19 protein-coding genes are annotated in these 22,566 nt (G+C 69.7%); 15 read left to right on the forward strand and 4 right to left on the reverse strand.

Annotated elements, in window-relative coordinates; all coding sequences use genetic code 11:
• Nucleotides 1-59 precede the first annotated feature (59 nt).
• Genes IEX13_RS12805 through IEX13_RS12825 form a run of 5 tightly spaced genes read left to right on the forward strand, consistent with a single transcriptional unit; the run spans nt 60 to nt 4,041 of the window.
• Entirely contained in the window at nt 60-1,190 is a 1,131-nt protein-coding gene (locus tag IEX13_RS12805; RefSeq protein WP_188665048.1) for a PilT/PilU family type 4a pilus ATPase, read from the forward strand.
• A gap of 5 nt (nt 1,191-1,195) precedes the next feature.
• Nucleotides 1,196-2,020: a hypothetical protein gene (locus tag IEX13_RS12810; RefSeq protein ID WP_188665051.1), complete on the forward strand. Its 825-nt coding sequence runs from the start codon at nt 1,196-1,198 to the stop codon at nt 2,018-2,020.
• 37 nt (nt 2,021-2,057) lie between these two features.
• Nucleotides 2,058-2,621, forward strand: coding sequence for a YqgE/AlgH family protein (locus tag IEX13_RS12815; RefSeq protein WP_188665053.1), 564 nt, complete (start codon nt 2,058-2,060; stop codon nt 2,619-2,621).
• Complete coding sequence (gene ruvX / locus IEX13_RS12820) at nt 2,618-3,082, forward strand: Holliday junction resolvase RuvX (protein ID WP_188665056.1); 465 nt, start codon at nt 2,618-2,620, stop codon at nt 3,080-3,082. Before IEX13_RS12815 ends, ruvX begins: the two co-directional genes overlap by 4 nt.
• Nucleotides 3,079-4,041 (forward strand): aspartate carbamoyltransferase catalytic subunit, encoded by a 963-nt coding sequence (locus tag IEX13_RS12825; RefSeq protein ID WP_188665059.1) that lies wholly within the window; start codon nt 3,079-3,081, stop codon nt 4,039-4,041. The genes ruvX and IEX13_RS12825 overlap by 4 nt, the downstream gene beginning before the upstream one ends.
• Nucleotides 4,042-4,057: 16 nt before the next feature.
• On the opposite strand, the gene IEX13_RS12830 is transcribed toward IEX13_RS12825, so the two are convergent.
• Both IEX13_RS12830 and gshB read right to left on the reverse strand, forming a co-directional pair.
• Entirely contained in the window at nt 4,058-4,921 is an 864-nt protein-coding gene (locus IEX13_RS12830) for an energy transducer TonB (protein ID WP_188665062.1), read from the reverse strand.
• 1 nt (nt 4,922) lies between these two features.
• On the reverse strand, nt 4,923-5,882 hold the full coding sequence (gshB, locus tag IEX13_RS12835) for a glutathione synthase (RefSeq protein WP_188665065.1): 960 nt from the start codon (nt 5,880-5,882) through the stop codon (nt 4,923-4,925).
• Between the two features lie 175 nt (nt 5,883-6,057).
• On the opposite strand from gshB, the gene pilG reads away from it, so the two are divergent.
• The 6 genes from pilG (at nt 6,058) to IEX13_RS12865 (ending at nt 17,854) form a co-directional block, all read left to right on the forward strand.
• Nucleotides 6,058-6,447, forward strand: coding sequence for a twitching motility response regulator PilG (gene pilG, locus IEX13_RS12840; RefSeq protein ID WP_034221726.1), 390 nt, complete (start codon nt 6,058-6,060; stop codon nt 6,445-6,447).
• A gap of 7 nt (nt 6,448-6,454) precedes the next feature.
• Entirely contained in the window at nt 6,455-7,015 is a 561-nt protein-coding gene (locus tag IEX13_RS12845) for a chemotaxis protein CheW (protein WP_188665068.1), read from the forward strand.
• Between the two features lie 61 nt (nt 7,016-7,076).
• Complete coding sequence (locus tag IEX13_RS12850; protein ID WP_188665071.1) at nt 7,077-9,122, forward strand: methyl-accepting chemotaxis protein; 2,046 nt, start codon at nt 7,077-7,079, stop codon at nt 9,120-9,122.
• A gap of 79 nt (nt 9,123-9,201) precedes the next feature.
• Nucleotides 9,202-15,735 carry a FimL-related protein gene (locus IEX13_RS12855; protein WP_188665074.1) on the forward strand — a complete coding sequence of 2,178 codons (6,534 nt, stop codon included), beginning with the start codon at nt 9,202-9,204 and terminating at the stop codon, nt 15,733-15,735.
• A complete protein-coding gene (locus tag IEX13_RS12860; RefSeq protein WP_188665077.1) occupies nt 15,728-17,356 on the forward strand; it encodes a chemotaxis protein CheB in 1,629 nt (542 codons plus the stop codon). The genes IEX13_RS12855 and IEX13_RS12860 overlap by 8 nt, the downstream gene beginning before the upstream one ends.
• A gap of 21 nt (nt 17,357-17,377) precedes the next feature.
• A complete protein-coding gene (locus tag IEX13_RS12865; protein ID WP_188665080.1) occupies nt 17,378-17,854 on the forward strand; it encodes a chemotaxis protein CheW in 477 nt (158 codons plus the stop codon).
• Between the two features lie 8 nt (nt 17,855-17,862).
• Here IEX13_RS12865 and IEX13_RS12870 read toward each other — a convergent pair whose 3' ends face one another.
• Both IEX13_RS12870 and bioA read right to left on the reverse strand, forming a co-directional pair.
• Nucleotides 17,863-18,597 (reverse strand): 16S rRNA (uracil(1498)-N(3))-methyltransferase, encoded by a 735-nt coding sequence (locus IEX13_RS12870; RefSeq protein WP_188665082.1) that lies wholly within the window; start codon nt 18,595-18,597, stop codon nt 17,863-17,865.
• Nucleotides 18,594-19,970 (reverse strand): adenosylmethionine--8-amino-7-oxononanoate transaminase, encoded by a 1,377-nt coding sequence (gene bioA, locus IEX13_RS12875; protein WP_188665086.1) that lies wholly within the window; start codon nt 19,968-19,970, stop codon nt 18,594-18,596. The genes IEX13_RS12870 and bioA overlap by 4 nt, the downstream gene beginning before the upstream one ends.
• Before the next feature lie 87 nt (nt 19,971-20,057).
• Between bioA and nudE the strand changes: the two genes are divergently transcribed.
• The 4 genes from nudE to IEX13_RS12895 are packed head-to-tail and all read left to right on the forward strand — an operon-like array spanning nt 20,058 to nt 22,564.
• Entirely contained in the window at nt 20,058-20,603 is a 546-nt protein-coding gene (gene nudE / locus IEX13_RS12880; RefSeq protein WP_188665089.1) for an ADP compounds hydrolase NudE, read from the forward strand.
• 5 nt (nt 20,604-20,608) lie between these two features.
• A complete protein-coding gene (gene cysQ / locus IEX13_RS12885; RefSeq protein WP_188665361.1) occupies nt 20,609-21,400 on the forward strand; it encodes a 3'(2'),5'-bisphosphate nucleotidase CysQ in 792 nt (263 codons plus the stop codon).
• A complete protein-coding gene (mazG, locus tag IEX13_RS12890; protein ID WP_188665092.1) occupies nt 21,393-22,229 on the forward strand; it encodes a nucleoside triphosphate pyrophosphohydrolase in 837 nt (278 codons plus the stop codon). The genes cysQ and mazG overlap by 8 nt, the downstream gene beginning before the upstream one ends.
• Before the next feature lie 26 nt (nt 22,230-22,255).
• Nucleotides 22,256-22,564, forward strand: a complete 309-nt coding sequence (locus IEX13_RS12895) for an Mpo1-like protein (protein WP_188665095.1) — start codon at nt 22,256-22,258, stop codon at nt 22,562-22,564.
• The last annotated feature ends 2 nt before the right edge of the window (nt 22,565-22,566 follow it).

Raw genomic sequence — 22,566 nt, forward strand, 5'->3', positions numbered from 1 at the left:
GGCAGGACGCCGCGTGACACGTTCCCCGGGCCAAGGCCCGGGGGCAATCAGGAGCTAGCATGAGCAGCATTGATTTCACCTCCTTCCTGAAACTGATGGCGCACAAGAAGGCGTCCGACCTGTTCATCACGGCGGGCGTGCCGCCGTCAATGAAGGTCAACGGCAAGCTTTCGCCCATCACCCAGAACCCGCTCACGCCGCAGCAGTCCCGCGACCTGGTGCTCAACGTGATGAACCCCTCGCAGCGCGAGGAGTTCGAAAAGACCCACGAGTGCAACTTCGCCATCGGCGTGTCCGGCGTCGGCCGCTTCCGCGTGTCGTGCTTCTACCAGCGCAACCAGGTCGGCATGGTCCTGCGCCGCATCGAAACGCGCATCCCGACGGTGGAAGAACTGTCGCTGCCGCCGGTCATCAAGACCCTGGCGATGACCAAGCGTGGCATCATCCTGTTCGTCGGCGCCACCGGCACCGGCAAGTCCACTTCGCTGGCGGCCATGATCGGCTACCGCAACATGAACTCCTCGGGCCACATCATCACCATCGAAGACCCGATCGAGTTCGTGCACAAGCACGAGGGCTGCATCATCACCCAGCGTGAAGTCGGCATCGACACCGACAGCTGGGAGGCCGCGCTCAAGAACACCCTGCGCCAGGCGCCCGACGTCATCATGATCGGTGAGGTACGCACCCGCGAAGGCATGGACCACGCCATCGCCTTCGCCGAAACCGGCCACCTGGTGCTGTGCACCCTGCACGCCAACAACGCCAACCAGGCGATGGACCGCATCATCAACTTCTTCCCGGAAGACCGCCGCAGCCAGCTGCTGATGGACCTTTCGATGAACCTCAAGGGCGTGGTCGCCCAGCAGCTCATTCCCACCCCCGATGGCAAGGCGCGCCGGGTCGCGATGGAAATCCTGCTTGGCACGCCGCTGGTCCAGGACTACATCCGCGACGGCGAGATCCACAAGATCAAGGACGTCATGAAGGAGTCGACCAACCTGGGCATGAAGACCTTCGACCAGGCGCTGTTCGAGCTCTACCAGGCCGGCGAGATCAGCTACGAAGACGCCCTGCGCTTCGCCGACTCGGCCAACGAAGTCCGCCTGAAGATCAAGCTGGCACAGGGTGGCGATGCCCGCACCCTCAGCCAGGGCCTGGACGGCGTGGAGCTGTCCGAAGTCAAATAGTCGTCTTGCCTGCCAGGACGGCGGTCCTTGCCCTCGCGCTGGCGGCGTCGGGTTCGTCCGGCGCCGCGACCCTGCGTCCGCTCGACGCATGGAGCCTGTCCCTGGGGGTCTTCGACACCCACACCGACACCACGCTGCGAGCGCGTGCCCAGAGCGGCGACTACAGCGCCGGCGGGCGCGTCAACCTCGAGCGCGACCTCGGCCTGGACAGGCGCCAGCCGGTCACCCAGGCACGGCTGGACCTGCTGGTGGGCGAGCACAGCGGGTTTGGCCTTGAATATTTCGGCTTCGAGCGCGGCAACCGCATGCGCCTGGCCCGGGAAATCCAGTACGACGGCCGCACCTACGCCGCCGCCGCCGAACTGAGCAGCCGCTTCGACTACGACTTCTCCAGCGCCACCTGGCGCTGGTGGCTGGGCGAGGGCGAAATGGTCTGGGGGCTTGGACTGGGCGTCGCGCACTACCGGGTGCGCACCCTCTTCGAGGGCGAAGCCAGCGTCGACGGAGTGATGGTGGACGGGCGGGTGGCCAGCGACGACCGAGCCTTCGCCCCGCTGCTGACCCTGGGCTGGCGGCACGCCGTGAACGACCGGCTGCGCCTGTACGCGGAGATTTCCGGGGTGGCCCGCAATGGCGGCCGGCTCAGCGGACACATCGTCGATACCTCGCTGGGCCTGGAATGGTTTCCCTTCGAGCGCCTGGGCCTGGCGCTGGAGTACGGCGGCACCCAGATCCGGCTCGATCGCCGCCGGGATGGCGAGGCGGGCCGGCTCGATGCCCGCCTCGACCTGAAGCTGCGCGGCCCGTCGCTGCTGCTGCGCCTGCGCTGAGCGCCGGCGGGCGCCGGCCGCACGTTAGAATGCGCGCATGTCCGCGCCCCGGTCCCTCGCCGAGCACTTCCTGATCGCCATGCCGGCGCTGGACGACCCGAATTTTTCCCGCTCGGTCACCCTGGTTTGCCAGCACGACCAGGACGGCGCCATGGGCCTGGTGGTGAACCTGCCCTCCGATTTCAGCCTGGGCGAGATGCTGGCGCAGATGCATCTGCCGACCGCCGACCTCGTGCTGGCCTCCCAGGATGTCCTGGCCGGCGGCCCGGTGCAGCCCGACCGCGGTTTCGTGCTGCACGACGACCCGCGCGACTGGCCCTCGACGCTGCGGCTGGCCAACGGCCTGGCGGTCACCACCTCGCGCGAGATCCTCGAGTCCACGGCCAGGGGAGAAGGGCCGGCGAACCTGCTGGTGGCCCTGGGTTACGCCGGCTGGGAAGCCGGCCAGCTGGAAGACGAACTGGCCGCCAACAGCTGGCTGACGGTGCCGGCGGAGAAGGCGGTGCTGTTCGGCACGCCGATGGCCGGGCGCTGGCACGCCGCCGCGCGCTGCCTGGGCGTGGACATCGACCGCCTTGCCGACTACGCCGGCCACGCATGACCGGCCCCGTGACCCTGCTGGCCTTCGACGTCGGCGCCCGCCGCATCGGCGTGGCGCTTGGCAATACCCTGTCGGGCACCGCGCGGGAGCTGGGCGTGCTGGACGTGCGCGAGGCGGGTCCGGACTGGGCCCGCCTGGACCAGTGGCTCAGGGAATGGCGCCCCGACGCCCTGGTGGTCGGCGACCCGGCCACGCTCGACGGCGGCGACCAGCCGGCCCGGCAGCGCGCCCGCGGATTCGCGCGCGAACTGGGCCGGCGATACGGCCTGCCGGTGCACCCGGTGGACGAGCGCAGCACGTCGAAGGAAGCCAGCCGTCGCTTCGCCGCGGGTCGCGCCGCCGGCACCCGCAAGCGCCACCAGGCCGAACAGATCGACGCCCTGGCCGCCGTGATCATCCTCGAACGCTGGCTGGCCGACCCCGGTTCCCACCTTCCCCCGATGCCTGAAGCCCACTCATGAACCACGATTTCCAGCTGACGTCCGATGGTCGCCTGCGCCACCTTCTGAGCCTCGACGGCCTGCCGGCGCCGCTGTTGCGCCAGCTGCTCGACCAGGCCGAACTCTTGCGCCCGCACGCGCACGCCGGCACCGGCGCACGCAGCCGGCACCCGGGACGGACCTGCTGCACGCTGTTCTTCGAGCCGTCCACCCGCACCCGCAGCAGCTTCCAGCTGGCCGCGACCCGGCTGGGCATGGACGTGCTGAACTTCGACGTGGCGACGTCGTCGACCAAGAAGGGCGAATCCGCGCTCGACACGCTCAAGACCATCGAGGCGATGGGCGTGGACCTGTTCGTGATCCGCCACGCCGACGACGGCGCGGTGGCCGCCCTGGCGGCCGGCGCCAATCCGGGCACCCGGGTCATCAACGCCGGCGACGGCCGGGCGGCGCACCCGACCCAGGGGCTGCTGGACATGCTGACCCTGCGGCAGCTCAAGGGCGACGACTTCAGCGCGCTGAAGGTGCTGGTGGCCGGCGACGTCAAACATTCGCGGGTGGCGCGCTCGGACCTGCACGCGCTGCGGGCGCTGGGCTGCGGCGAAATCCGGGTCTGCGGCCCGGCGAACCTGCTGCCGGGCGAGGCGGAACTGGCCGGCTGCCGGGTGCTGCACGACTTCGACGAGGCGGTGGCCGGGGTCGACGCGGTGATCATGCTGCGACTGCAGCGCGAGCGCATGGAACAGGGCCTGGTGCCGTCGCTGGAAGGCTATTACCGCGACTTCGGCCTGTCCCCGGACCGCCTGGCGCGCGCGGCCCCGGACGCGATCGTTATGCACCCGGGCCCGATGAACCGCGGCGTCGAAATCGACGGCGGCGTCGCCGACGGCCCGCAGTCGGTGATCCTCCAGCAGGTCGCCAACGGCGTCCCCGTCCGCATGGCCGCCATCGACCTCCTCCTCGGCGCCGACTCCCGCTAGATCTGCAGGACGGACTTCAGTCCGAGAGCACGTTGCCGTTCTGGAACTGCCAGGTGCGGGTGATGTGCAGCACGTCCACGCGTTCGCTGGTTTCGGGCAGGGGCGGGTAGGGTTCGGCCAGGCGCACGATGCGCATCGCCGCCTGGTCCAGGATGCCCAGGCCCGACGAACTGTTGAGCAGCACGTTTTCGATGCTGCCGTCGCGGCGCACCGCCACCGTCATCACCAGCCGGCCCGACAGCCCGCGGCTGCGGGCTTCTTCCGGGTAGTTGAGGTTGCCCACGCGTTCGACCCGGGCCACCCAGGCGCGCAGGTAGGCCGCGTATTCATATTCCCGGGTGCTGGCCGACACGAACTTGCGCTTCGGGCGCTTGGCCAGCAGCTGCTGCCGGCGCTCGATCTCGGCCGCCAGCCGGGCCATCTCCAGGCTTTGTTCCACCAGCTCCTGGCCGGTCGGCAGGGGCTCGGTGGGGGTTTCGCGCTGGTCTTCGGGCCGGGGCAGCACCTCGGTGCTGGGGCCGGTGGTGGTGAGCAGGCGCGGCACCGGCTCGGGCTCGGGCGGCGGCGCCTGGGCCACCAGGGGTTCCGGGGCCAGGCCCTGGTCGGGCTTGGGCACCGGGGCCAGTTGTTCCTCGCGCGGCCGCTCGGCCCGGTCGCTGTCGCCGCCGCCCTGGTTGTTGGCCTGGGCGATGAAGTCGGCGTCCCTGGGCGGCGTGTCGCTGCGCGTTTCGGTCAGGATGACGTCCAGGGTCGGTGCCACCGGCGCCGGTGGGTCCAGCGCGAAGCCCACGCCCAGGATGAGCACCCCGAACAGGATCGCCGACAGCGCCAGGGTGGCGCCAAGCCGGTCTCCGGGGCCGGTGCCGGGTCGGGCGGCCATCTCAGGCCCGGGCGGCGGCCCGGCGGGCCTCGATGGCGTCGAACAGCAGGCCGGCGATGTTCAGGCCGAACTGGGCGTCGATTTCCCGGATGCAGGTCGGGCTGGTGACGTTCACTTCGGTCAGGTAGTCGCCAATGACGTCCAGGCCCACGAAGATCATGCCCCGGCGCTTTAGCTCCGGGCCGACCTGGGCGGCGATCCAGCGGTCACGGTCGGTCAGCGGGCGGCCCTCGCCGCGGCCACCGGCGGCCAGGTTGCCGCGGAACTCGCCGCCTTGGGGGATGCGGGCCAGGCAGTAGGGCACCGGCTCGCCGTCCACCAGCAGGATGCGCTTGTCGCCGTCCTTGATTTCCGGGATGAAGCGCTGCGCCAGGGCCAGGTCGCGGCCGCCCTGGGTCAGGGTTTCCAGGATCACGTTCAGGTTCGGGTCGGCGGCCGAGGCCCGGAAAATCGAGCGGCCGCCCATGCCGTCCAGGGGCTTGAGCACCACCTGGTCGTGTTCGGTCACGAAGGACTTGAGCACCGCCGGGTCCCGGGCCACCCGGGTGGGCGGGCAGCACTGGGGGAAGAGCAGGGCGGCCAGTTTTTCGTTCAGGTCGCGCAGGCCGGCCGGGTCGTTGACCACCAGCACGCCCGCGGCCTGGGCCAGGGACAGCACCAGGGTGTCGTGCAGGTAATTGGCGTCCACGGGCGGATCGGTGCGCATCAGCACCACGTCCAGGGCCGCCAGGGGCCGCGAGACGGCCTCGCCGAGCCCGAACCAGTCCGCCGGGTCGTCCCGCACCTGCAACGGCGCCATGCGCGCCATGGGGCGCTCTGCGTCGAGCCACAGCCCGCCCGGCAGCACGTAATGCAGCCGGTGCCCGCGCCTGGCGGCTTCCAGCAGCATCGCGAAGGTCGAATCCTTGCCGATCTTGATCTTGCCGATCGGGTCCATCACCACGGCCACGTCCAGGGACATCGGCGCCTGCATCATTGTCGTCGGGGAGCTACTAGACTAGCAGGACGACGGCGTGATCCATGTCGCAATCCGCGGCCGGCTTGACACATTCGGCGCTGGCTGGGATATAAGCTGTCATTCTGCGGGCTTCCCGGAGGCCCGTATTGCCAGGGACAGCATCGTTATGGGGAGTGAGATGGACGACAACAGCCTGGCCGGCTTGCGGGTCATGGTCATCGACGATTCCAAGACCATCCGGCGCACCGCCGAGACCCTGCTCAAGAAGGAGGGCTGCGACGTCGTGACGGCAACAGACGGCTTCGAGGCCCTGGCCAAGATCGCCGACCACCAGCCCCAGATCGTCTTTGTGGACATCATGATGCCGCGCCTGGATGGCTACCAGACCTGCGCGCTGATCAAGAACAACCAGATGTTCAAGCAGACGCCGGTGATCATGCTGTCCTCGAAGGACGGCCTGTTCGACAAGGCGCGGGGCCGCATCGTCGGCTCCGAGCAATACCTCACCAAGCCCTTCACCCGCGATGAGCTGCTCTCGGCCATCCGCACCTACGTCCCGGGTGGCTGAGGCGGCCATGGCCAAGAACTCCTCCAACCAGAACAAGCGCCCCGGACCCTTCGAGGTCCTGCTCGACTACGAAGAGCGCTCGCTGGCCCACGAGGCAGGTCGCCCCGAAATGATCGAAGCGCCGGGGCACTGGCGCGGCGTCGGCTTCCGGCTCGGCAAGCGCCGGCTGGTCTCGTCCTTCGACGAAGTGGTCGAAATCCTGCCGCTGCCGCCGGTCACCCCGGTGCCGGGGGCGCAGAACTGGATGATGGGCGTTGCCAACGTACGCGGCAGCCTGCTGCCGGTCGTCGACCTGAAGATGTTCCTGGAAGGCGAGCGCACGGTCGTGCACGAGGGCCAGCGGGTGCTGGTCGTTCGCCAGGCCGGCGGCAACGTCGCGGTCACCATCGACGAACTCTTCGGCCAGCGCACCTTCAACGATTCGCACCGGGCCGAGGCGGCCGGCCACGTCGACGGCCGCTACGGCCACTTCGTTGGCCAGGCCTATCGCCTGGCCGACCAGACCTGGGGCGTGTTCAACATGTCGCTGCTGACGCGCACGCCCGAATTCCGCCAGGCCACCGCCTGACGCGGCCATACGAAACCAGATTGTTCTTGCAGTTTTTCAAATCAGGGGATGAGGTTCAGTCATGAGCACTAACTCGCGCTCGATCACCGACAAGTTCACCAACTTCGGCATTCGATTCTGGACCATCATCCTGATCATTTCGCTGGCCTTGTTCGGTGCCAACTTCATCTACGCCGGCTACCTCAACGAGCAGGAAAACAACGCGCGAGGCCTCACCGCCGACCTGCAGGTGCTTTCGCAGCAGCTTGCGAAGTACGCCCAGGAGGCCGTGGACGGCAACGCCGACGCCTTCGCCGAGTTCAAGGCCACCAAGGCCCGCGTCGACGAAATCGTCGCCGCCCTGCGCACCGGCTCGACCACCGAGGGCGTGCCGGGCTACGAAGGCGACCCCAACGCCCGCGGCGTCGCCAGTGCGCTCGAGAAGGTGACCGACACCTGGGAACCGATGTCCCAGGCGGCCGAGACCATCAACGCCTCCGAAGATCAGGTGCTCAACCTCACCGACACCGCCAACCAGTTCATTTCGCGCGTGCCGCGACTGGCCTTCCAGCTCGACGAGGTGGTGCGCTCGCTGTCGGACGCCAACGCATCGGCCTCGCAGATCTCCATCGCCAACCGCCAGATCGTGCTGGCCGACCGCATGTCGCGCCGCGTGACGGAAATCGTCGCCGGCGGCGAAGGCACGGTGTCCGCGGCCGACGCGCTGTCGCGCGACGCCACGGTGTTCTCCTCGGTGCTCGACGGTTTCCGCGAAGGCAACCCCGAGGCTGGCTACCTGCGCATCAACACCGACGCGGGCCGGGAAAACCTGCGCATCGCCGAAGAGCTCTGGGCCGAAGCCCAGACCGACCTGGACATCATCCTGGGCGCCTCGGCCGACCTGGCCGAAGTGCAGGGCGCGGCGACCCAGATCTCGGAAGAATCCAACGTGCTGCTCGAAAACAGCCAGGCGCTGTTCTCCAGCTTCGACAGCATCAACTACCAGCGCGTCTTCCCGAACAACTACTTCGCCATCGGCGGCGCCGCTGGCGTCATCGTTTCGCTGTTCTTCCTGCTGTTCACCATCTTCCGCAACCAGGGCCGCCGCGCCGCGGAGACGCAGGAACTGAACCAGCGCAACCAGGAAGCCATTCTGCGGCTGCTCGACGAAATGGGCGCGCTCGCGGAAGGCGACCTGACCGTGAAGGCGACCGTGACCGAGGACATCACGGGCGCGATCGCGGACTCGATCAACTTTACCGTCGACGAGCTGCGCCGACTGGTGGGTACGATCAACGAGACCGCCGTGCAGGTGGCCGCCTCGGCCCAGGAAACGCAGGCCACCGCCATGCACCTGGCCGAAGCCGCGGAACACCAGGCGCAACAGATCACGAGCGCCTCGGCCCAGATCAACGAAATCGCGGGCTCGATCGACGAGGTCTCCAAGAACTCCGCCGAATCGGCCGACGTGGCCCAGCGTTCCGTGCAGATCGCCGCCAAGGGCGCCGAAGTGGTGCGCCAGACGATCCAGGGCATGGACAACATCCGTGACCAGATCCAGGAAACCTCGAAGCGAATCAAGCGACTGGGTGAAAGCTCCCAGGAAATTGGTTCCATCGTCGAACTGATCAACGACATCTCCGAACAGACGAACATCCTGGCGCTCAACGCGGCCATCCAGGCGGCGTCCGCCGGTGAAGCGGGCCGCGGCTTCGCGGTCGTGGCCGACGAAGTGCAGCGACTCGCGGAGCGCGCCTCGAACGCCACGAAGCGAATCGAGGCCCTGGTCCAGACCATTCAGTCCGATACCAACGAGGCGGTCAGCTCGATGGAGCAGACGACTGCGGAAGTGGTCGCCGGTGCCCGACTCGCCGAAGACGCGGGCCTGGCCCTGGGCGAGATCGAAAAGGTGTCGAACGATCTCGCCGACCTCATCCAGAACATCTCCCAGGCGGCCCGCCAGCAGTCCACCGCGGCGACCAGCATCACGGCCACCATGAGCGTGATTCAGGAGATCACCACCCAGACCTCGCAGGGCGCGAACCAGACGGCCGAGTCGATCGGAAACCTGGCACAGCTGGCGGCGGACCTGCGTCGTTCGGTCGCCGACTTCAAGCTGCCGGGTTGATCATCCTTCCCGGCCCGCCCCTGGCCACACACCGGCATGGCCGTCCCCCCGGACGGTCCCGCCTAGACAGGACCTCGGCATGAGGCTGCATGAAAACATAGATTTCACGACGCTCACCTGGGTCAAGCCCGAGCTCGACGAGACGCTGCGCCAGGCGCGGCAGGCCCTGGAGGCCTACGTCGAAGAGGGCGAGGATCCGGGCCAGCTCAAGGCCTGCTCGTCGCTCCTGCACCAGGTGCAGGGCACCCTGCGCATGGTCGAACTCTACGGCGCCGCCATGGTGGCCGAAGAGATGGAGCAACTGGCCAAGGCGCTGCAGGAAGGCAAGGTCGCCGACCGCGACGTGGGCTACGCCGCGCTGATGCGCGGCATCGTGCAGTTGCCCGATTACCTCGAGCGCCTGCAGTCGGGCCATCGCGACATTCCGATCGTGCTGCTGCCGCTGCTCAACGAACTGCGCGAGCCGCGCGGCGAAAAGGGCCTCTCGGAGTCGGTGCTGTTCTCGCCCGACCTTTCCCGCCCGCTGCCGGTGTCGGCGGCAGGCCCGGCCGAACCGCTGGCCGAAGACGAACTGCGCCGCCGCGCCGACGGCATGCGCGGCCTGTTCCAGTCGGCGCTGCTGCGCTGGCTCAAGGACGACAACAGCGCCAACACCATCCGCGACCTGACCGACGTCTGCGAACAGCTGGTGCCGATCACCGACGCCGAACACGCCCGCCGCCTGTTCTGGGTCGCCGCGGGCACGCTCGACGCCCTGGCCAAGGGTGCGTTCGAAGCCAGCAAGCCGCTCAAGCAGGCGCTGGCCAAGGTCGAACAGGAAATCAAGCGCCTGGCCGAGGGCGGCGACGCCGCCTTCCGCAGCAATCCGCCGCTGGAGCTGACCCGCCAGCTGCTGTACTTCGTCGCCCATGCCCCCACCGAAGGTGGCCGCATCGGCGAGATCCGCGAAGTGTTCGGCCTGGGCCAGTACATGCCCAGCGAATCCGAGCTCGCGCATGCCCGGGGCAGCCTCAGCGGCCGCAACAAGGCGCTGCTGTCCACCGTCGCCGGCGCCATCAAGGAAGACCTGCTGCGGGTCAAGGACGCACTCGACCTGCACCTGCGCACGCCGGAGGCCACCCCGGCCGACCTCGGCGAACAGGCCGAGGCCCTGGACCGCGTCGCCGACACCCTGGGCATGTTGGGCCTGGGCGTGCCGCGCCGCGTGGTGCAGGACCAGCGCACCGCCATGAACGCCATCGCCAGCGGCCAGCGCGCCGCCGACGAATCGGCGCTGCTCGACATCGCCGGTGCCCTGCTTTACGTCGAAGCCTCGCTCGACGACCAGGTCGCCCGCCTCGGCGAGTCCGATGCCGAGGACGAACCGGCCAGCACCGAACGCACGCTGCCCGGCAGCGAAGCGCGGCAGGTGCTGGAAGTGCTGGTGAAGGAAGCGATCGCCAACTTCGCCCAGGCCCGCCAGTGTTTCGTGGCCTTCGTCGAAACGCACTGGGACCACGCCCAGCTGGCCGACGTGCCGCGCCTGGTCGAAGAAGTCGCCGGCGCGCTGCGCATCCTGGAAATCCAGGACGCGCCGCAGTACCTGGCCGCCGTGCGCAAGTTCACCGAAAACGAACTGCTGCGCCGCCGCCGCGTGCCCAATGGCCAGCAGATGGACCGCCTGGCCGACGCCCTGGCGAGCCTGGAGTATTACCTCGAAGCCCTGCGCGACCGGCGCCCCAAGCGCGAGCAGATCCTCGACGTCGCGCGCCAGAACCTCGAGTCCCTGGGTTATTGGCCGCTGCCGGCCGAAGACCTGGCGCCGCCGGCATCGGTGGTGCCGACGGCGTCCGTCGAAGCCGCGCCGCCGCCGGCCGAGCCGGAGGTCCCGCAGGCTGCCGAAGCGGAACCGGGCCCGGGCCCGGAAGCCGTGGCGCCCGAAGAGCACGCCTATCCCGACCTGGGCATCGACCTGGCGCTGCCGCCGGAGCTTTCCGCGCCCGAGGAGACCCCTGCGCCCGAGCCCGAGCCCGAGCCCGAGCCCGAGCCCGAGCCGGTCGTGGCCCAGGCCCCCGAACCCGTGGCCCCGGAACCGGCGCCCGAACCCGTACCCGAACCGCAAGCTGAAGTCGCCACCGCCAGCGCCGGCCTGCCCGTCATCGGTGGTTTCGACGGCGCCAGTGACGAGATCGACGACGAAATCCGCGAGGTTTTCCTGGAGGAATTCCAGGAGGAAATCGGCAACCTCGAACAGCTGCTGCCCACTTGGCGCAAGCAGCCGGACAACATGGAACAGCTGCGGCCCATCCGCCGCGTGTTCCATACCCTCAAGGGCAGTGGCCGCCTGGTCGGCGCCAAGACCCTGGGCGAGTTCAGCTGGAAGGTCGAGTCCATGCTCAACCGCGTGCTCGACGGCACGCGCGCCGCCAGCCCGGCGGTGGTCTCGCTGATCGAAAACGCCTTCAACACGCTGCCGCTGCTTCGTGCCGCCCTGCAGGGCGAAACCGTGCATGCCGACCTGGCCGGCATCGAGGCCGTGGCCGAACGCGTCGCGGCCGGCGAGGAAGCGTTCTACGAGCCCGTGTCCGCGGCCGGCGTCGAAGCGCCGGCGGCCGCCGTCGAGCCCGTGCTGCCCGAACCCGAGGTGGACCTGCCGGTCTTCGAGGCCGAGGCCGCCGTGCCAGGCGCCGACGCAGATACCGGCCCGCTGGTGCCGCCGACGCCGGACTCGGGATTTGCCATCGATCCAGTGCTGTTCGAGATCCTCAAGCCGGAAGTCGCCGGCCACCTGGAAACCATCGACACCTGGCTGGCCGCCTGCGCCGCCGGCGGGCCGCAGCCGGTCAGCGACCCGCTGTTGCGCTCCGTGCACACCATGAACGGTGCCTTCGCGATGACCGAAGTCACCGCGCTCACCAGCATCACCTCGCCGCTGGAAGGCTTCCTCAAGCGCTCGCTGGCGGCCCAGGTCGTCCCCGACCAGGGGGGCGTGGACACCGTGTCCCAGGTTGCCGCGGCCATCCGCGAGACCATCGAAGTGCTCGAGCGCCCCGGCGCGACGATGCCCGACTACTCCGAACTGGCTGCAAGGGTCGCCGCGCTGCGCGATGCGATGCCCGAGGCCATGGCGCCGCTGTCCCCGATGGGTCCGGACGACGCCCACACCACCGGCGAACTGCCGACGGCCGTTGCGCTCGAGGCGCCGGACCTGTCCGGCCTGCCCAGCTTCGACCTTCCCGTCGACGAGCACGATTCCGTCGCGACCGGGGACGAAACCCGCGAAGCGGCGGAAATGCCGGGCGAAACCCCGGAGTCCGAGCGCATTTCGCTCGAAGGCTTCCTGTCCGAAGCCGGCATGCCGGCCGACGAGGGCGGGGCGCCGATGCTTTCGATCAGCGAAGCCGACACCGGCGACGCGATCTCCGACGACGAGCTGCAGGCTGCCGAGGCCGCACTGAAGGCGGCCGCTGACGCCGAGGCCGCGGAATCCGCCGCCGCGGAGGCCGCCGCCGAAGCCGCAGCCGCCGAAGAGGCCGCCCGCGAAGCCGAAGCCGCCCAGGCCAGTGCGGCCGAAGAAGCCGCGGCCCAGGCCGCCGCCGAAGAAGCCCGTTTGGCTGCCGAAGCAGCGGCTGCCGAAGCGGCCGAAGCCGAAGCGCGCGCTGCCGAAGAAGCCCGCCTGGCCGAAGAGGCGCGTGCCGCCGAAGAGGCCCGTGTCGCTGAAGAAGCGCGCGCCGCCGAAGAGGCCCGTGCCGCCGAAGAAGCGCGCCAGGCAGAAGAAGCCCGGTTGGCGGAGGAGGCCGCTGCCGCCGAAGCTGCCGCCGCTGCCGAAGCCGCTGCCGCCGCCGAAGCCGCTGCCAGTGCATCGGCGGACGCCGCCGCGCCGGCCGATGATTTCTACGGGATGTCGCTCGAAGAGCTCGAGAAGCTGACGTCGCCCGAAGCGGCCGACGCAGACGCCGCCGCGCCCGAGGTGACTGAGCCCGAAGTCATCGAGCCCGAGGTGACCGAACCCGAAGTCATCGAACCCGAGGTCATCGAGCCCGAGGTCATCGAGCCCGAGGTCGTCGAGCCGGAAGCTGCCGAAGCCGAAGCCGAAGCGGAAGCCGCCGAAGCAATCGACACCAGCTCGCGCGCCCACGTGCCCCTGGCCGTGGACCCCGAAGACCCGGACGCCGCGCTCGACACCACCGACCTGGACGTCGAACTGCTGGACATCTTCCTGGAAGAGTCCGAAGACCTGCTCGACCATTCCGACGGCATGCTGGCCGACCTGCGCGAAAATCCCGCCGACCGCGAGCTGGTGGTGGGCCTGCAGCGCGACCTGCATACGCTCAAGGGCGGCGCCCGCATGGCCGGCATCTTCCCGGTCGGCGAACTGGGCCACGCCATGGAGTCGCTGCTCGAGGTCGTCGCGGAAGGCCGCCGCGAACTCGACCCGGCCGGCGTGGTCGTGCTCGAGCGCGCCTTCGACCGCCTGCATGTCATGGTCACCCGCGTCGGCGACCGCAAGGCCATCGCGCTGCCGGCCAACCTGATCGCGCAAATCGATGCCCTGGCCAAGGGCAAGCCGCTCGACGCCAGCGAACCGGCCGCCGAACAGGCGCCGGCCGCCGAACAGGCGCCGGCGGTGCCGCGCGAAACGGCGCTCGACCGCAAGGCGGCCGAAGCCGAGGAAGCGGCGATCAGCCGCGCCGCGCAGTTCTCCATCGGTCCGTCCGCGGACGGCCTGGCGCCGCTGTCGGCGCCCATCGAAGGCCTGGGCGAGGAAGACGACGGGTCGGGAGTGCGCGCCCCGCAGGAACAGGTCCGCATCCGCGCCGACCTGCTCGACCGCCTGGTGAACTACGCCGGCGAGGTCGCCATCTACCGCGCCCGCCTCGAGCAGCAGCTCGGCGCGTTCCGCAGCAACCTCGGCGAACTCGGCCAGACCACCACGCGACTGCGCGACCAGCTGCGAAAGCTCGACATCGAAACCGAAGCGCAGATCATCGCGCGCTACCAGCGCGAAGGCGACGTCTCCGAAGAAACCTTCGACCCGCTCGAGCTCGACCGCTTCACCACCCAGCAGCAGCTCTCGCGTTCGCTGGGCGAGTCCGCGGCCGACCTGACCAGCCTGCAGGGTTCGCTCGACGACCTCGTGCGCCAGTACGAAACCCTGCTGTTGCAGCAGTCGCGCGTCAGCTCGGACCTGCAGGAAGGCCTGATGCGCACGCGCATGGTGCCCTTCGACGCGCTGGTGCCGCGCCTGCGTCGCGTGCTGCGCCAGTCGGGCAGCGAAACCGGCAAGCAGGTCAACCTCAAGGTCGACGGCGCCAGCGGCGAAATGGACCGCAACGTGCTCGACCGCATGACCGCGCCGCTTGAACACATGCTGCGCAATGCCGTCGCCCATGGCCTGGAAACCCCGGCCGACCGCCGCAAGGCCAAGAAGCCCGAGGAAGGCACGGTCCGCGTGCAGGTGCTGCGCGAAGGTTCGGAAGTCGTGCTCAAGATCAGCGACGACGGCCGCGGCCTGGACAAGGAAGCGATCCGCAAGAAGGCCATCGAGCGTGGCCTGCTCAAGCCCGAGACCGAAGTCTCCGACCAGGCGCTGTACGGCTTCATCCTGGAAACCGGCTTTTCCACCGCCGCTTCGGTCAGCCGCCTGGCCGGCCGTGGCGTCGGCATGGACGTGGTGTACAGCGAAATCCGCCAGCTTGGCGGCACGCTCATCATCGACTCCGAACAGGGCAAGGGCAGCACCTTCACCATCCGCCTTCCCTTCACCCTGGCGGTCACCCAGGCGGTGTTCGTCAAGATCGGCGACACCAGCTACGCGGTGCCCATTGCATCGGTGCAGGGCGTGGGCCGCATCACCCGCGACGAGCTCGACAAGCAGCTCGCCAGCGGCGAACCCACCTTCAGCTACGCCGGCGAACCCTATGCCATCCACGACCTGGGCCGCCTGATCGGGCATGCCACGGCCAAGGCCCAGGACAGCCTGCAGATGCCGCTGCTGCTGGCCCGCTCGGGTGACCTGCGCGCCGCCATCTGCATCGACCAGGTGCTGGGCAGCAAGGAAATCGTGGTCAAGCCGGTCGGTCCGCAGGTCAACTCGATCCCGGGCATCTTCGGCGCCACCATCATGGGTGACGGCCGCGTGGTCGTGATCCTCGACGTCGCCCCGCTGGTGCGCCGCCAGTCCTCGATCGACCATGCCGCGGAGGCCGCCGCGGTCGCCGCCGCGCCGCCGGCCAAGGTCCACCGCGTGCCGGTGGTGATGGTGGTGGACGACTCGATCACCATGCGCAAGGTCACCGGCCGCGTGCTCGAGCGCCACAACTTTGAGGTCATGACCGCGAAGGACGGCGTCGATGCCATCGAGAAGATGGCCGAACGCATCCCCGACCTGATGCTGCTCGACATCGAGATGCCGCGCATGGACGGCTACGAGCTGGCGCAGAACATGCGTTCGGACGGCCGCATGAAGGACGTTCCGATCATCATGATCACCTCGCGCACCGGTGAAAAACATCGCCAGCGCGCCTTCGACATCGGCGTCAACCGCTACCTCGGCAAGCCCTACCAGGAAGTCGAGCTGATGCGGAACGTGCTCGAGATGCTGGGTATCGAACAGGAGCAGGTCAATGGCTGAGGCAGCGGTGCGCGTTGCGCTGCTCGCCCGGCCGGGTGATGCCCGCGACCAGTTGCGCCGGGCCCTGGCCGAACTGGGCGCCGAACTGGTCGCCGAGGGCGACCCGTCCGAACTCGACCCCGCCACCGTCGCCGGCCATTCGCCGCGCGTGGTGCTGGTGAGCCTGGAACCCGCCATCGAAGACGCCCTGGAGCGTTTCGACGACCTGCTTGCGCAACCCGGCGTGGAGGTGCTCTACGACGACGCCGAAGTCACCCGCCAGCTCGACGGCTGGGACCTGGCCCGCTGGGCGCGCCACCTGGCGGCCAAGCTGGTCGGTACCGACGTGCTGCCACCCGTGCCGGGCGATGCCGACCCGCTGCCGCAGATGGACCTTTCCCGCATGGAGCCGGGCGCGCCGCCCAAGCCGTCCGACGTGATGGCCGACGCGAAGCTCGAGGACTACGCCTCGGAGTCGCTGGACCTGTCCGAATGGGTGCCGACCCAGCCGAAGCTGTCGGACGAGCCCCGGGACGAGGACGCGCCGGACCCCGGTGCCGCGCAGGCGCCGGCCGAAGACCTCGACCTCGACCTTGATCTCAGCGGCCTGGAACAGGCCCTGGCCGGCGGCGGCTCCCCGGGCGACGGCGCCGCGCAGCCAGAACCGGAAGCCGGCCTCGGCGCGGCCGACCCGGGCGAAGAACCCCTGCTGGCCGACATGGAACTTGCCGACGGACCGGTCAGGTTCTCCAGTTTTTCCGACGACGACGTGCCGCCCGCCGACACGCTCGACGACGACGTCGCCGCGCTGGCCGCGCAGCTCGAGGCCTTCGAAGCCAGCGACCAGCGCCAGGAAGCCCGCGACCCCGAATACGACCTCGGCGTCGAACCGGCCCCCGAGCAAGCCGCTCCCGCGCCGGAATCACCCGCGCCCCCGCCGCCTGCCGCCGCTCCGCGGGTCGGTGGATTCGGCGGCTTCGGCAATCTCGAACTGGCGCCGATGGACGATGCGCCGCCCGAGGCCGCGGTGGACGTTGCGTTCGCCCCTTCTTCAGGCAGTGGCGGGCAGCCGGCCAGCCGCCTGAGCCTGGTCGATCACGACGCCCCGCCCAGCCAGGCGACCCATGCCGGTGCCCTGCTGGTGCTGGCCGGCCTGGGCGGCCCCGACGCGGTGCGCCAGCTGCTGGCCGCCTTGCCGGTGAACCTGCCGCTGCCGGTGCTGCTTTACCAGCACCTGGACACTGGCAAGCACGAGCGCCTCGTCGACCAGCTGGCCAAGGCCAGCCGGCTGCCGCTCGACCTGGCCCAGGAAGGCAAGCTGGCCTACCCCGGCCGCGTCGCGGTGCTGCCGCCGGGCATGGGCGCCTGCCTGGAAGGCAGCAACCTGGCCTTCACCGGCGGCGACCTGGCCGCGGTGCTGGCGGCGCTGCCGCCCGCCGACAGCGGCGTGCTGGTGCTCAGCGGCGCGGATGCGAGCCTGGTGCCGGCGGTTCTTGAAATCCACGCCGCCGGCGGCCTGGTCCTGGCCCAGGATCCGTCCGGCTGTTTCGACCCGGTCGCCGCCGAAGCGGTGGCCCAGGCCGGTGCCGCCTCGGGCGCGCCGGCCGATCTCGCCGCCCGCATCGTCGAGCGGTGGCATTAACGTGTTTCCCGGAGGAATGGCATGAACGCCCAGCGTGATATCCGCGGCGTGTTGATCTCGGTGACCGGTAGCCGGCTGCTGCTGCCCAACGCCAGCGTGGCCGAGGTGATCACCTATTCCGAGCCGGAGATCCTGGCCAACGCCCCGCAGTGGCTGCTTGGCCGCGTGCGCTGGCGTGGCTGGCGCCTGCCGCTGCTGTCGTTCTCGCGCCTGGCCGGCTGGTCGGAGGAAGACGGCCAGATGGGCGCCAAGGTCGCCGTGCTCAAGGCGCTGGGCGGCAACGCCAAGCTGCCGTTTTTCGCCGTGCTGTCCCAGGGCTTCCCGCGTCTGGTCACGGTTTCGGCCCAGGGCCTGAAGCAGTCGCACGACATCAAGGACCTGCCGCTGGGCGTGCAGGCCCGCGTCACGCTCAACGACGACCCGGCGGTGGTTCCCGACCTGCTCAGCGTCGAGCTGCTGATCCAGAAAGCCCTCGACCAGGCCCAGGCCGCCGCCTGACCCCGGCTTTAGGCCAGGTCGCCGTAAAGCGCCTGCAGGGCGGCGATCGCCGCCAGCCCCGCCGTTTCCGTGCGCAGGATGCGTGGGCCCAGGCGCAGTCCCCTGAAGCCGGTGGCGCGGGCGGCGGCGAGATCGCGTTCCGACAGACCACCTTCCGGGCCGACCAGCAGCGCGACTTCGGCCGCAGCCGGCAGCGCCAGGTCGTGCAGGCCCAGGTCGGCGTCCGGGTCGAGCGCCAGCTTCACAGGCGCGCTTTCGGCAACCGCATAGTTCGCCAGCGACACCGGTTCGCCCAGCCCGGGCAGGCGCGCCCGCCCGCTCTGTTCGCAGGCCGCGGCCAGGATGCCCTGCCAGTGCGCCAGGCGCTTGGCGGCGCGTTCGGCGTCGAGCTTCACCTCGGTGCGTTCGGTGCTGACCGGCACGAAGGCCGCCACGCCCAGCTCGGTGCCTTTTTGCAAGATCAGGTCCATCTTGTCGCCGCGGGCGATGCCCTGGGCCAGGGTGATGCGCAGCGGAGATTCGTTCGCCACCGGTCGCGCGTCGATCACTTCGGCCTGGGCGCCGCGTTTGCCCACCGACACCAGCCGGGCCACGAAGTCATGGCCGTCGCCGTTGAACAGCACCACCGTATCGCCCACGCCCAGGCGCAGCACGCGCACCAGGTGGCCGGTGGCGGTTTCCGACAGGGTGGCCAGGCCGCCGGGCGCCAGCGGCTGGTCGACGTGGCAGCGAATGGTCCTCATGGCCGGCAGGCCTCCTCGATGGCGGTCGTGGTGACGTCGGCCAGCAGCGCCAGTTCTTCTTCGCCGACGCAGTAGGGCGGCATCCAGTACAGGATGTCGCCCAGCGGGCGCAGCACCACGCCGCGCTCCAGCGCGTGCCGGTAGGCGCGCAGGCCGCGGCGGTCGGCGGCGGGGAAGGGCGCGCGGGTGCGGCGGTCGGCCACCAGTTCGATCGCCAGGATCATCCCGGTCTGGCGCACCTGGGCAACGTTCGGGTGCGCGGCCAGGGGCGCGGCCAGCGTGGCCATGCGCGCGGCCGTGCCGCGGTTTCGCGCCAGCACGTCGTCGCTGTCGAAGATCGCCAGCGACGCCAGCGCCGCGGCGCAGCCCAGCGGGTTGCCGGTGTAGCTGTGCGAATGCAGGAAGGCGCGTTCGCGCGAATCATCCAGGAAGGCTTCGTAGACATGCGCCGTGGTCAGCACCGCCGACATCGGCAGGAAGCCGCCGGTCAGGCCCTTGGACAGGCACAGGAAGTCGGGCGTGATGCCGGCCTGTTCGCAGGCGAACAGCGTGCCGGTTCGACCGAAGCCGACGGCGATTTCGTCGGCGATCAGGTGAACGCCATGGGCGTCGCACAGTTCGCGGGCCCGGCGCAGGTAGGCCGGGTGGAACATGCGCATGCCGCCGGCGCACTGCACCAGGGGTTCGAGCACCAGGGCGCAGACGCTGCCGGCATTGGCCTCGAGCAGGGCGGCCAGTTGATCGGCGCGGCGCAGGGCGCAGGCCTCGGCGGATTCGCCGGGTTCGGCCTCGTAGGCATCGGGCGAAGGCGCGAACAGGGGTTCGAGCAGCAGCGGCGCGTACACCCGGCGGTACAGCGGGATGTCGCCCATCGACAGCGCGCCGATGGTTTCGCCGTGGTAGCCATTGGTGAGCGAAATGAAGCGGGTGCGCCGGCCGTCGCCCCGGTTGAGGTGGCTGTGGAAGCTCATCTTCAGCGCCACTTCGATCGCCGCCGAGCCGTTGTCGGCGTAGAACACCCGGGCCAGGCCCGGCGGCGCGCGCTCGAGCAGGGACTCGGCCAGGGCCAGGCCCGGGGCGTGGGAGAAGCCCGCGTAGATGACGTGCTCGAGCTCCAGCGCCTGCCTGCCGATGGCCTCGGCGATGCGCGTTTCGCCGTGCCCGAACAGGTTCGTCCACCAGCTGCTGCCGGCGTCGAGGTAACGTTTGCCGTCCACGCCCTCGAGCCAGGCGCCACGGCCACGGCGGATCGGCACCAGGGGCAGGGTGCCCGGGTGTTCCTTCATCTGGGTGCAGGGGTGCCAGACGATGTCCAGGTCGCGCTGGCGCCAGGCGGCTTCGTCCAGGCCGTGGATCCGGGCTTGTTTGTCCATGCGCGGATGATCCGGTGCCCGGCGCCGCCTGTCCAACCGCGGCGGGTTCGCCGGGACGCCGGCGGCGGCAGCGGCTAGAATCGCTGGATGCGTCCCTTGCCGACCATCCACGCCCGTGAAGAACAGCCGCTGGAAAGCGGCCGCCGGGAAATCCTGCACCTGGAGTTCAGCAACGGCGAGCGCCGCCGCTACGAACGACTGGTCAGCGGCGGGCACGGCTCGGTCATCATCGCCGCGGTGCCCGAGCCCGGCACCGTGCTGTTGATCCGCGAATACGCCGCCGGCACCCACCGCTACGAACTGGGCCTGCCCAAGGGCCGCATGGACGCCGGCGAAACCGTCGAGGAAGCGGCCAACCGCGAGCTCAAGGAAGAAGTGGGCATGGGCGCGCGCAAGCTCAGCCTGGTGCGCTCGATCACGCTGGCGCCCGGCTACATGAGCCACCAGATCCACCTGGTGCTGGCCGAAGACCTTTACCCCGAGCGCCTGCCCGGGGACGAACCCGAGGAACTGGAGGTCGTGCCCTGGAAGTTCGACCGCCTGGCCGACCTGATGTTGCGCGAGGACTGTTCGGAAGGCCGCTCGCTGGCCGCCCTGTTCATCGTGCGCGAACTGCTCAGGGAGCGAGAGTGAATCCAATGCGCGAGGCCTGCATCGGCCTGGCCCGCGAGGCCGGCGACGCCATCCTGTCCGTGTATGCGCGCGATTTCAGCGTGGAAACGAAGGACGACGACTCCCCGCTCACCCAGGCCGACCTGGCCTCGCATCGGATCATCGTCGACGGCCTGCGTCGCCTGGCCCCGGACATCCCCGTGCTGAGCGAAGAAGACGCGGACATCCCCTGGGACGTTCGCCGCCAATGGACGCGGCACTGGCTGGTGGACCCGCTCGACGGCACCCGCGAGTTCGTCAAGAGGAACGGCGAGTTCACCGTCAACATCGCGCTGGTCGAAAACGGCCGCCCGGTGCTGGGCGTGGTGTTCGCGCCGGTGCCCGACTACCTGCTGCATGCCGAGGCCGGCGTCGGCGCCTTCCTGCGCGAGCGCGGGCAGGACATCCCCCTGCAGACCCGGCGGCCGGCGTCGTCGCCGCTGCGGGTCGCCGCCAGCCGTTCGCACCTGGACGAACGCACCGCACGGGCGCTCGAACGCATGGGCGACACCGAACGCCACGGCCTGGGCTCGTCGCTCAAGTTCTGCCGCATCGCCGAGGGCAGCATCGACGTCTACCCGCGCTTCGGCCCCACCAGCGAGTGGGACACCGCCGCGGCGCAGTGCGTGCTGGAGGCGGCCGGTGGCGCCGTGCTGCGCCTGGACGGCACGCCGCTGGACTACAACCGCAAGGAAAACATCCTCAACCCGCACTTCATCGCGCTCGGTGATGTGTCGCTGCCCTGGCGCGATTGGCTGGACGAGGGCGTGGATGGCTGAAATCGACGAACTGCTGGCGATCATGGCCCGGCTGCGCGACCCCGAGCGTGGTTGCCCCTGGGACGTCGCCCAGGATTTTTCGACCGTCGCGCCGTACACCATCGAAGAAGCCTACGAAGTCGCCGATGCCATCGAGCGCGGCGACATGCACGACCTCAAGGACGAGTTGGGCGACCTGCTGCTGCAGGTGGTCTTCCACGCACGCATGGCCGAAGAGGCCGGGCACTTCGCGTTCGCCGACGTCGCCGCCGCCATCAACGACAAGATGGTCCGCCGGCACCCACATGTGTTCGGCGACGCCGCCTGCCAGGCGGACGCCGACGCGCAGCTGGCCAACTGGGAAGAGCTCAAGCGCCAGGAGCGCCAGGCCAGCGGCACGCAGGACACCAGCGTGCTGGCCGGCATCACCCGCGGCCTGCCGGAATGGCAGCGCGCCGTGAAGCTGCAGAAGCGCGCCGCCACGCTTGGCTTCGACTGGCCGGGCCCGACGCCGGTGATCGCCAAGCTGCACGAGGAAATCGAGGAGGTGCGGGTGGAGTTCGACGCCGTCGCCGCCGACCCGGCCGATGCCGCCGCCCGCGACCGGCTCGAGGACGAACTGGGCGACGTGCTGTTCGTGGTCGCCAACCTCACCCGCCACGCCAAGGTCGATTTCGGCGCCGCGCTGCGCCGGGCCAATGCCAAGTTCGAACGCCGGTTCCGGCGCATGGAGCAGCTGGCGGCCGGGGAGGGCGTGGATTTGTCGAGCCTGTCCCTCGAAGACCAGGACGCCTACTGGAACCGGGCCAAGGCCGAGGAGAAGCTTTCCACCGGAAAGCATCGGGACTAAAGTCCCTCCCACAGGAGAGGCGCGCCATGAGCGAATCCGGATTCCGCAGTTTCCGCGAGTTCTACCCCTTCTACCTGGGCGAACACGCCAACCCGACTTGCCGCCGCCTGCACTTCGCCGGCAGCTGCGTGGCGCTGGGCTTCATCGCCGCGGCGGTGGCCACGCTCAATCCCTGGTGGCTGCTGGCCGCCCTGGTCAGCGGGTATGCCTTCGCCTGGGTCGGCCACTTCTTCTTCGAACACAACCGCCCGGCGACCTTCAAGCACCCGTTTTATTCCTTTGCCGGCGACTGGGTCATGTTCAAGGACATGCTGACCGGAAAGATCCGCTTCTGAGC

Source organism: Arenimonas soli (genome assembly GCF_014643775.1).
In the GTDB taxonomy this organism is placed as follows: domain Bacteria; phylum Pseudomonadota; class Gammaproteobacteria; order Xanthomonadales; family Xanthomonadaceae; genus Arenimonas; species Arenimonas soli.